Genomic DNA, 12,067 nt, shown 5'->3' with positions numbered 1-12,067 from the left:
TTGCTCCTTTCAGGCATGTTGTCCCAGGGAGAGAGCGTCGATTGAACCGACATGCGAACCTCCCGCACACTTTTAATGACATAGCCGTGAACATGGAACCGATCCGTAAGTCTTCTAGCCTACGGCCTACCAGTAGATCCAACATGGGTTCACCCCGCAGATTATGGATGCCAGTATTGTACGTGTGTCGCTTTTTAATCGCAAAAAACGTCGATCCCCCAGAAGTGTCTTGCACTTCGCTCCAAGCTTGCTTGGAAAAGCGATGGGCCTCTGCTGGAATGGAATCTTGATGCATCCACTCCACCGTAGTGGCAGGTGCTTCTTGTATTCTTGCGCTATGTGCCGCGCGGAAGTGCAGAGCTGTTTTACCGTTTGGGCACACAAAACCCGACTGTACCGCTGTTTGGGGCCTACAAAGTTATACCGTCCTAACGAAGCAGATGTCGCAACGGGTACACGCCAAAAGAAGGGCCGGAACATGCACATAGCTACTTTTTCTAAAAATGCCCAGATGCTGAATTTTGCGCATTTGTTGCGGCTGTCACCCTTCACATCCTGTTCGGAATGGCAGATAGGGCAAGGTTGTTTGTAGGCTACTGGCAATGCCTCTAGATAAACTTCTCGGGCATCCATATAGAGACGATAATATGAAGTTGTAGCTCTGGTAATCCAAGCATTTCGTTGATATACTGAAGTGGCATCTGTCATATCCTCTTGTTGTTTGGTAGAACGTACAACAATACAGGATTTTCAGGTGCTTTTCCATTTTCATTCTCATTTCATGCTCGTTTGAATTCGTCAACCGCTAATTTCGGTTTTGAGCCGATTTTTCAGGGCAAATTAATTTGGCGATAATGTTTGGTGCTCGATGTTGATATAGGTGGTATTACTGAGCTTAAAAACAAAAAAACCAATGGAGGGTACGAAGTGATTACATCAGAAGAAATTAAACGTAGATTATGGGACGGGGCAAATGAATTGCGTGGTTCAATGGATGCCAGCCGTTACAAAGATTATATGCTTGGGCTGATGTTCTACAAGTTTTTGAGTGATAAGACTCTGGAAGCATTCAAAGTGTCAAGTGGTTTAGGGAGAATAACTGAATTCGAATTGGTGGAGGAATACACAAAGGCAAAAGCAGAATACGGTGAACAGCTTGAAAAATTGATTCAAGCTTCATTAGGTTATTATGTTTCGCCTGAGTATCTCTATCAGACTTGGTTAAATGACATCAATTCAGGAGACTTTGCAGTTGAAAAAGTAACGGATAGCTTAAATAACTTCGAGCGAACGATTGCCGTGTCTGGTGATTCGGATGACTTCAAGGGATTGTTCTCAAGTTCAACGCTTGATTTAACGGATACTGCTTTAGGTAGCAACTTAAATGAACGTAGCAAAAGTGTTAAGGCGCTGATTTTGCTGTTTGCAGACTTGAACATGGTGGCATTGCAAAAAGGCGATGTATTGGGTGATGCGTATGAGTACCTCATCGGTCAGTTTGCGATGGAGTCAGGGAAGAAGGCAGGCGAGTTCTACACACCACGACAAGTCAGTGAAGTCATGGCACAAATTGTAGCGAAAACGCCAGGCATCAAGTCAATCTATGACCCGACTGTCGGTTCTGGTTCGTTACTTTTAACGGTTAAGAAGCATTTAAATGAAGATGTTCAGAAGAATTTGAGCTATTATGGGCAAGAAAAGAATACAGCAACCTATAACTTGACTCGTATGAATTTGTTGCTTCATGGTGTTCGTCCAGAAAAGATGACCATTAAAAACGGCGATACACTTTCTCAAGACTGGCCAGAAGATCCAGAACATCCAAATGAAGGTGTGCAATTTGAGGCGGTGGTTATGAACCCACCCTATTCTGCGAAGAATTGGAACAAAGCAGGGTTAAAAGTCAGCGACCCTCGGTTTGAAGTTGCTGGGGTGTTGCCACCAGACTCTAAAGGGGATTTTGCTTTCCTTTTACATGGATTATTCCACTTAGGTCAAGACGGCACGATGGCGATTGTCTTGCCTCACGGAGTTCTGTTTCGTGGTTCATCTGAAGGAGAAATTCGTGAACGATTGCTTGAGAAAAACTACATTGATACCATCATCGGCTTGCCAAACAATTTATTTACCAATACAGGTATTCCAGTAGTTATAATCATCCTGAAGAAGAACCGAAAAAACGGCGAACCTGTCTTAATCATTGATGCTTCTCGCAGTTATATTAAAGTTGGAAAACAAAATGTGCTACGAGAGAAGGACATCGCTAAAATTGTTGATACGTATGTCGAACGTAGAGAGGAAGAAGGATACAGTCGTAAAGTAACTCGTGAGGTAATACTGGAAAATCAGTATAACATGAATATTCCTCGCTATATTGAGGCGACTGACGAAGAGATCCCTCATGACGTGGATGCTCACCTCCTTGGTGGGATTCCTCAAAGGAACATTGACGACTTAAAGATTTTGCAGTCTACAGTGCCAGATATTTTGGGACAATCTTTGAAAGAAATTCGTGACGGCTATGTTGAACTTTTGAAACCAATTGATGAAATTTCTGTGGATATATTGACCGACTCACGTATTGCTGAAAAATCAAAAGAAATCGAAAGCAAAGTAAAATCTTATATCGATAAATACTGGGATATTTTGAGGAATATAGGTGTAAAAAGTGATTTGACTCGGTTGATGGATGAAATGCTTATTGAAATTAAGGTGATTTTGTCAGAGTTCAAATATATTGATGTTTATGACGGATATCAGATTGTGGCTGAAATTTGGAAAAATGCACTGACACATGATACGGAAATTATTGCGTTAAGTGATTTCTATACGGCAGGACGTACTCGCGAGCCCAATATGGTAACTAAAGGAACTGGTGATAAGAAACGTGAAGAGCAAGACGGCTGGGTTGGTAGTATCGTACCGAATCAGTTGATTGCGAACCATTTATATAGGGATGAGCTAGAAGAAATCGAGTCAAAAAATATCCGCATTCAAGAGATTGAAACGGAGCTGTCAGACTTGATTGAGGCTGCAAAAGTGGAAGACAGCGATGAAGCCAATTCTTTAGGTGAAATCTTGAATGAAGCTGGTGATGCTTTTGAACATAAATCAGTCAAAGCAGAGTTGAAGAAGGCAATCAAGGGAACGATTGAATATGACCTGCTGAGTAAAGTTGAGAAGTTATTTGCGGATAAATCAGCGCTTAGCAAAGCCGTGAAAGCTGATGAAAAAGCGCTCAAAGAAGCCGTGCAACAACGTATCTTAACTTTGACTAACGAAGAGATTGACAACTTGATGCATGAAAAATGGTTCGGCAACATAGTGGATGCTATGGTTGGTTTAGTAGAGATACCGCTAAAAACAGAGTTAAGTACGTTGCAGATGTTGCACAATCGTTATGTGGATACTCTGTCAGCGCTTGACGAAGAAAGTCGTGGTTTGGAATCAGTGTTTGAAGCCTTGATGAATGAATTGGTGGTAAGATAATGACGGAACAAACAAATTTAGTGCCAAAAAGGCGATTTAAGGAGTTTCAAAACACTCAGGCTTGGGAACAACGTAAGTTTGAGGATATGTTTGATTATTCAATACCAAACAATACTCTTTCAAGAGCTGAATTGAACTATGGTATTGGCGAAATAAAGAGTGTTCATTATGGCGATATCCTTATCAAATATGGTGCTGTAACTGATGTAGCAAAAGATGAAATACCGTTTATCACTAATGGAGATATTACGAAGTACAAGAGCCATTTACTTAAGAATGGAGATATTATATTAGCTGACACAGCAGAAGACGAAACCGTTGGAAAAGCTACTGAAATAGTGGGAATAGGCGATGAATGTGTGGTATCAGGATTGCATACCATAGTGTGCAGACCAAAGGCAGATATGCAGGAAAACTATTTAGGCTACTATATGAACTCATCGGCATATCACAGGCAATTACTACCTTTAATGCAAGGTGTTAAAGTCTTAGCAATAAGTAGGTCAAATCTTGCGAAAACTACTGTTTCATATCCTGTTTCAAGTGAAGAACAACGCAATATCGGTAAGATTTTCGCCCATCTTGACAACCTTATCACCCTTCATCAGCATAAATTAGAAAAGACGAAAGCTCTAAAATCTGCTTATCTTTCTGAAATGTTTCTCGCTGAAGGTGAGCGTTTGCCAAAACGGAGATTTGCAGGATTTACTCGCGCTTGGGAACAGCGTGAGTTGAATACAATAACAGATGTTAGAGATGGAACGCACGACTCTCCTCAATATTTTTTGGAGGGGCATCCATTTGTTACATCAAAAAATATTAAAGATGGACATATCAATTATGATGACATTCAATATATTTCGAATGCCGATTTTGTAGCAATAAATAGAAGGTCAAAGGTTGATAAAAATGACATTTTAATGGGGATGATTGGGACTATCGGAAACATCGCATTAGTACGGGAAACTCCCGATTTTGCCATAAAAAATGTAGCTTTAATCAAGGATACGAAAAGGGTTTATCATCTATTCCTTTATCACTACTTACAATCTCCAAGTATATCAAAACAGTTGGAAGAAGGAATGGATGGAGGTACGCAGAAATTTGTATCTTTAAATAAAATTAGGAATCTCTCAATCGCTGTTCCTGAAAGTGATGAACAATATAAACTGGGTAACTTTTTTGACAATCTTGACAACCTTATCTCTCTTCAACAGCGTAAGCTGGAAAAACTACAAAATATTAAAAAAGCATACCTAAATGAGATGTTTATTTAGAGGGGAGCGTAAGCATGAGCAATGCACCAAAAAGTGCGGCAGAAAAAACTTTCCAAGAGAATTTTGTTAAAGAACTGAAAAAATATAAATGGAAGGCGCCCGACTTTTTGAATGGAAATATTCAAAAAGTAACCGTTGCTGATTTGGTTAATCACTGGCGTGGCGAACTCAACCGTATCAATGTCGACCAACTGGAGGGTGTGGAATTAACGGATAACGAGTTCAAGCAAGTTATGGCAAAAGTCAATCGGATTAGCAACAGCTACGAGGCAGCAAAAATTTTAGCCATTGAAGAATCAAAAGGAAAGATTGATGGCATTTACCGTGACGACAATCCGAAAGTTACGAGAAAACAAATCACGTTGACCATTTTTAAGAAAGCCGAAGTGCGTGGTGGGGACTCATGCTATAAGATTGCTAGAGAAGTTCAGACATCAAACAATAACCGTTTTGATATTGTTTTACTGATCAACGGCTTGCCATTAATAAATATCGAGCAAAAACGTACGGACAAAACGCTCGACGAGGCATTTGGACAGTTTATGCGCTACTATCGTGACGGCGAATACAGTAATAACTTCATGGCTTTTTCTCAGATGATGGTCATCACTTCCGAAATTGCCACTCGATATTTTGCTACTCCCAAAACGGTAGGAGATTTTAACCCTAGTTTCGTGTTTCATTGGTCGGATAAAGACAACAAACCGATTAACAACTGGCAAAAAGTAGTGGAGCATTTTCTGATGATTCCAATGGCTCATCAAATGGTTGGCGATTACTTGGTGATTGACGAAGCTAAAGACGAAGAAAACAGGCGTCATATGCTCATGCGTCCATATCAAGTGTATGCCCTACAATCTGTCGAAGGAGCTGCCTTCGGTTGGGACAATGATGAAAAAATTCCTCACGGCGGATTTGTTTGGCATACGACTGGCTCAGGGAAAACGATCACGAGTTTTAAGACTGCTTTGTTCTTATCGACTAGAGCAGGATTTGATAAGGTCGTCTTCCTTGTTGATAGACGTGAGTTAGACAATCGTACTAGTGAAAACTTTAAAGCATATGCTGCATACGAGTCTGTTTCCGTTGATGATACGAAGCATACCTACCAGCTAAAAAAGATACTTAAGTCAGCTAAAAATGGCATTGTGGTCACGACAACATTCAAACTGAATGCTTTAGTTAAGGACCTGGAAGAAGCTCATGATCATAGTTTGGCAGTTAAGAAAATCGTGTTTATCATCGATGAAGCTCATCGTACGACAATGGGTCAGATGATGGGGACGATTAAGAGTTATTTCAAGAAAAATGGACTTTTCTATGGCTTTACCGGAACACCTTTATTTGATGAAAATAAGATCAAAGGCAAGGTCAATGAAAAAAGCGAAGTCATCAATACAACGGAAAAGCTATTTGGACCTAAGTTACATCAATATACCATTGACGAGGCGATTGCAGATAAAAACGTATTAGGGTTTCACGTTGACTATATCAACACTGGAGAGTTCAAGAGTTATGAAGATTTAAGAGAGCAACTGGCTGAGAAGATGAAGGAAGAACACCCTGAATTGACGGATAGAGAAATCGAACGCCAAGTTCAAGAAATGTCAGAAGCTGACCTTGAAAAGCAAGCTCAAAAACGAGAATTGTTCAAATACCAAGATGAAACGCATATCCCACGTGTAGTTGAAGAAATTCTGATTAACTGGGAATCACAATCACAAGGTAGAGAATTTAATGCTATTTTAACAGTGGCCTATAAAAACCGTGTGATTGCTTATTATGATGAATTTAAGAAACAACTGGTAGCTCGTGGAGAAAAATTAAACGTGGCTATGACGTTTAGTTTCGGTAATGAAAATGATCCTATGCCACTAGACCCTGAAATTGTCAAAGCTATGTTTAAGGATTACGCTGCATTTACGGGGATTGAGTTTGTTGCTGGTGATAAAAAACACGGTGAGGATGCTTACTTTGAAGATGTCGTGGAACGTGCCACTCGAGGCGGCAGCGGACGAAATCCTAAGAATATAGACCTCGTAATTGTGGCAGACCAACTGTTGACAGGTTATGACTCTAAGCGTCTTAATACGCTTTATGTTGACCGTTCACTTGAACTTCAAGGTTTGATTCAAGCCTATTCACGAACAAATCGTGTGTTTGGCTCAAATAAAGAGTTTGGAACGATTATCAACTTCCAATATCCACGGCTTACCGAGCAAATCGTAGATCAAGCTTTAAAGCTATATGGAAGCGGTGGTAAGAGCAGTAAGGCAATTGTTGATACCTATGAAACTGCTGTAAAGAAATTAGCCATAAAAGTTATTGAAATGGTTCCAACTTTACCTGATCCTACTGAATGGCAAACAATTGAACATGATGAGGAGAAAAAAGAAACATTTGTACTTGCTTTTAAAGATGCCGCTGAGCAGCTAAATTTAGTAGGACAGTACTATGAATTTAAGTGGGATGATATAGCTTTTGGTATTGATGAGCACACTTGGCTGCAATATGTTGGTGCGTATAAAAACTTAACTTGGAAGCCAGGTGCTCCACCTCCGCCTACACCAACTAATACACTTGTTGGAAAAACTAAGTTAGCGGGGACACAAGTAATCGATGCGAATCATATTCTTAGTTTGATTGGTTCAAAAGTTACTTCACCAAACGGCGTACAAACAGTGGATAGTGAAACACTCCGTATTATTTATGGACAAATTCAAGAGTTGAGTAATATGGGGGAACACGAGCAAGCACGGTTATTGAAGGAATTTGTGGATACTGAACTTGTGCCGGGTAATTTATCGAGCAGTCTGAACTTTGATGAAGCATTTGAGGTTTGGAAAGCAAGTAAGCTGCAGAATTTGGTTGTTGACTTTTCTTTGGAGTGGGGACTAGATAGTGAGTTACTTGGCAAATCAGTGAATTCCTATTCTACTTCACAGCCTGATGTTGTTCCTTACATTAATGAGCTTATTAGTAGTGTTGATTTTAGTAAGGCAACTAATCAAACAGCTGGCAACTTGTTAAGGCATAATATGACGCTAACTACCAAGCTTCCAAAGTGGATGGCGGAGATCAAGCAGAAGTATAGTTAACCTGATGGTAGCTTTGAAGTAAAGGTTAAAACAAGGAGTAATCAGTAAAAACATAACGTATTGTTGATAAGAGTCGATTAGAGGCATCTAGGAAAAAAGAAATTTTCGGACAAAAAACGAAATATCCATACTAAAGGCACCCGATGGGTGCCTTTAGTGCATATTGCGTTGTAACAGTCATTGATGCTGAATAAACAGGAACATTCGTTCCCGTTTTTGGAATTCATGATATAATATACTCATATGCATCGATTCGTAATGGATATTTGAATGTAATGAGCGAACAATGAATAGAGAAGGGAGGGAAACGATGTGTTCTTTGGTACCAGTTTGTATTTCAAATTGCTATATTATTTGACCGCGATGACGCCTGCATATCTTCTTTTCTCGTTGCAATTGTTTATTAAGTATAAAATTGGTATTCTTAAAGTGTTCGACATAAAATTCCCTTTGATAAGCTTTGTGATTTTATTAGTGTCATTTACTTTGATATGGATCGTCAAAAGGCTCTTGCTTATAGCGACAAAGCGACAAGAGAATCATCTCATCTTGAATCTGAGAGAAGTAAAAATAACTCAAGTGAATGGAGATGTTGTTTCTTTTCTTCTAGGTGTAATATTACCAGCTGTAATTTTTATAGAAGATTCAATTGCAATCTGTATGATTGTCTTTCTAGGGCTACAATTTATAATATTTTTATTGGTTACAAAAAGCAGTTCAGTTTTTCCCAATATTATGGCTATTTTATTTAATATGAATGTGTTCATTTTAGATAATGGAAACTATATTATCTCTAACGAAGAGATAATAGGAAACTTTGAATCAGTCACAGTCATTCGTATTGGGGATAATTCAAATCTTATAGGCTATATCATTTAAATACTTTATGGGGGATATAGATGTGATAACAGTAGTTTATACTTGGATTGTGACTTCGAAAAACAATAAATTGCACAACCTTTATAAGGTTCTCATTGATAATGACGGTAGAGAGGTTATCAAAAAATTATTGTCTCAAAATATAGAAGATTCATTGCAGAGTAATAATACTATAATGGAACGAAGTCCGAAGTCCTTAATTGAAGGAGATGCATATTTTTATGAAACTGATCGTAGCAATCCAGAAAGTTTAAGGCTATTGGGCTTAGAGGAGTTTTACACAAAGATTGTTGACAATTATGCAACCTTACTTAATAGTAATGTAATAACTTTCAGAAAAAAGTTGCAAGATTATGATGCTAGTTCTGAAAGACCTCGATTTTATATTTTTGAAATTGAAAGAAATAATGAGAATTTTTTTGTTTATTCAAAAATTGATTCTAGGGCATTAGTCAGAAAAAGAAAATTATTAGAGTGGAACGCGAGTCTAAATAAAAGTTCAGCAGTGATTGACATAACTGAAGGGGTTCCGTTGCCTGAGAGTGTTGAAGCTATATTTGAAATCAATACTGATAAGCTCTACGTTTATAATCCATTTTTATTTGAGAAAATGCTTTTTATACATGAGGCTACCAAACTAAAAGCAAACGAGAATATACATAAATTTATTCTTGGAGAATTCACTATAGGAAGTGAAGGGTACAAAGTAAAAGGGTTAGATCAGGCCGCCGTTTCTTCGAATATTTTACAAAGTGCTAGAAGCATAAATCGTATCGCTAAGTATAATGTTGCTGAATCGCTTGAATCCGTAAGAACTATAGAAGGCGTAATGAATTTGTTGTCGCTTGAAAAAGATAAGTTGAAATTCAACCATACAGAGAGCACTGTCGTTGTAAATCAAGATAACTATAAGACTTTTGTGGCAGTTATTCATGACAGTATTGTTAAGCGATTAATATCTGGTGAGGTACAGATAATATAATGTAGAGGGTGCTGAAGGCTAGCACGCTCAATTTTTTTCTAAAAAGTAACTATCCATCCTTCCATGAATGCGAGAAACATGAAATTGCGAAATTTATCAGGACTATAAAAAGCGGCAGTCTTCAACTTTTTCGTTGACTGCCGTCTTTCCTTTACATTACTAATGCAGATTTAAATGGTGTAGATCCGATGCCTGTAAGACTACATTCGAGATGATTCTCCGAAACACTCAGTATAAATGTAACTCGTTGCTTTTATCTTCTGTCTATGAAAAAAGGACCTCTATCAAGACCAACTCCTACCCACTCTCCCGATTTCTATGCTTTAATAAAATGAGTGGATCAACAAGAAGCGTTGAAAGTGGGATTCTATGAAGCGACTAACGATTGGCCTGTTCGCCCATGTGGATGCAGGTAAGACAACTTTTGCGGAACAGCTGCTGTACCATACGAACAGTATCCGGTCCCGGGGGCGGGTGGATCATCAGGATGCGTTTCTGGACAGCCACGATATTGAGCGGGCAAGGGGTATTACGGTCTTCGCAGATCAGGCGGTAATAGAATATAAGGGAGATAGCTATTACATAATAGACACGCCTGGACACGTCGATTTCTCCCCGGAGATGGAGCGGGCGATTCAGGTCATTGATTATGCCATCCTGATTGTAAGCGCAGTTGAAGGTGTCCAGGGCCATACGGAGACGGTCTGGCAGCTGCTGCGCAAGCATCGGATTCCGACGTTCTTCTTTATTAACAAGACGGATCGGATCGGCGCGGATGCAGGCAGAACCGAGGAGGATATCCGTCAGCAGTTGACGGGGGATGTATGCTGCATTACACAGAGCTTCGCTGACGGCATAGTCGGCGAGCCGCTGCGGGAGTGCATGGCGGAGCGGGACGAAGCCTTGCTGGAAGCGTTCCTGGAGGGGAGAGAGGATACCGGCTTCTGGCTGGAGGCCCTGCAGAGTATGATAGCGGCGAGTCTCCTCTTCCCCTGTGCTTACGGCTCTGCACTTCAGGATACAGGCGTCGTTGAGTTTCTGGACCAGCTGCATCTGCTGACAACAACCACTTATGACGAGAATGCTTCGTTCCAGGGGCGGGTTTATAAAATTCGTCACGATGCAGGCGGAGCGAGACTCACATTCATTAAGGCGCTGGGTGGTCGGCTGAAGGTGAGAGAACAGCTTAGTTATGAGAGCGGCGGGGTTCAATATGACGACAAAATTACGCGGATTTTCTTGTTTAACGGACTTAAATCGCAGCCGGTGGAACAAGTGGAAGCTGGCGATTTGTTTGCGGTTGCGGGCTTGTCTGCCGCCGAGGCGGGACAAGGCCTGGGGGCGATATCGGACAAGTTAGCTTACGATTCGGAACCGACGCTACAATCGAAGGTAGTATTCGACAATTCGATACATGTACAGAAGGTGCTCGGTACTTTTCGCACGCTGGAGGCGGAGGAGCCGTCTCTGAACGTCGTTTGGGATGAGAAATTGCAGGAGATTTCTATCCGCGTCATGGGATTGATTCAACTGGAAGTGCTGGAGCAGCTTGTTAGAGAGCGGTTTGGCTTTGCTATCTCTTTTGGACAACCGGAAATCTTGTATAAGGAAACGATTCAATCGGCTGTGAAAGGGTACGGCCACTTCGAACCGCTCAGGCATTATGCGGAAGTGCATTTGCTTATTGAACCGGGAGCAAGGGGCAACGGCATCATGTTCGATAGCAGATGTCATGCCGATGATCTGAATGTCAGCTATCAGAATCTGATTCGGAGTCATCTCTATGAACGGGAGCATCACGGACTGCTGACCGGCATGCCGGTCACCGACGTGAACATTACGCTACTGAGGGGCCGCGCGCATAAAGAACATACCCACGGCGGCGATTTTCGTGAGGCTACCTTTCGAGCACTACGGCAGGGACTGGAGAAGGCGGACAACGTGCTGCTGGAGCCCTATTACGATTTCAAAATCAAGGTCGCTATTGATGAAATGGGCAGGGTACTGTCCGATATTCAGCGTGCTTCAGGTATTTTTAATCCGCCGCAGACAACCGGAACGCAAGCGGTGGTCACGGGCAGGGTGCCCGTGTCGACTTTCATGAACTACAGTGCCGAATTTGCATCCTTTACGCATGGACGAGGCAGTATCCGCTGCGTGTTCAGCGGCTACGACCGCTGCCATAATACGGAGGAAGTCATAGAGCGGATGGGCTACCGCAAAGGAGCAGACCCACTGTATACATCCTCCTCCATCTTTTGCGCCAAGGGGGCGGGTTACTCGGTGCCATGGGATGAGGCGGAAGCCAAGATGCACCTTGAATTAGAACCTTAATCGCGCAT

Annotated in this window: 6 protein-coding genes; all 6 read left to right on the top strand. The window is 41.0% G+C overall.

Features of this window, described 5'->3' with window-relative positions; translation table 11 throughout:
- The first annotated feature begins 927 nt into the window (after positions 1 to 927).
- The 6 genes from ACYCS5_RS14470 (at position 928) to ACYCS5_RS14445 (ending at position 12,059) form a co-directional block, all read left to right on the top strand.
- Positions 928 to 3,489, top strand: a complete 2,562-nt coding sequence (locus ACYCS5_RS14470; RefSeq protein WP_459761317.1) for a type I restriction-modification system subunit M — start codon at positions 928 to 930, stop codon at positions 3,487 to 3,489.
- A complete protein-coding gene (locus ACYCS5_RS14465; protein WP_459761262.1) occupies positions 3,489 to 4,766 on the top strand; it encodes a restriction endonuclease subunit S in 1,278 nt (425 codons plus the stop codon). The genes ACYCS5_RS14470 and ACYCS5_RS14465 overlap by 1 nt, the downstream gene beginning before the upstream one ends.
- Before the next feature lie 14 nt (positions 4,767 to 4,780).
- Entirely contained in the window at positions 4,781 to 7,864 is a 3,084-nt protein-coding gene (locus ACYCS5_RS14460) for a type I restriction endonuclease subunit R, EcoR124 family (protein WP_459761261.1), read from the top strand.
- Between the two features lie 549 nt (positions 7,865 to 8,413).
- Complete coding sequence (locus tag ACYCS5_RS14455) at positions 8,414 to 8,743, top strand: hypothetical protein (protein WP_459761260.1); 330 nt, start codon at positions 8,414 to 8,416, stop codon at positions 8,741 to 8,743.
- Between the two features lie 22 nt (positions 8,744 to 8,765).
- Entirely contained in the window at positions 8,766 to 9,725 is a 960-nt protein-coding gene (locus ACYCS5_RS14450) for a hypothetical protein (protein WP_459761259.1), read from the top strand.
- 369 nt (positions 9,726 to 10,094) lie between these two features.
- Positions 10,095 to 12,059 carry a GTP-binding protein gene (locus ACYCS5_RS14445; RefSeq protein ID WP_459761258.1) on the top strand — a complete coding sequence of 655 codons (1,965 nt, stop codon included), beginning with the start codon at positions 10,095 to 10,097 and terminating at the stop codon, positions 12,057 to 12,059.
- Positions 12,060 to 12,067: the final 8 nt, after the last annotated feature.

This window comes from Paenibacillus sp. SEL3 (assembly GCF_054602585.1).
Note: the sequence above shows the minus strand (reverse complement) of the source record. Positions and strands in the feature narration are given on the sequence as shown.

Excerpts from the sequence above, each read along its gene's own strand:
- ACYCS5_RS14465 (WP_459761262.1), top strand. The coding sequence starts at position 3,489 with ATGACGGAACAAACAAATTTAGTGCCAAAAAGGCGATTTAAGGAGTTT.
- ACYCS5_RS14445 (WP_459761258.1), top strand. The coding sequence starts at position 10,095 with ATGAAGCGACTAACGATTGGCCTGTTCGCCCATGTGGATGCAGGTAAG.
- ACYCS5_RS14460 (WP_459761261.1), top strand. The coding sequence starts at position 4,781 with ATGAGCAATGCACCAAAAAGTGCGGCAGAAAAAACTTTCCAAGAGAAT.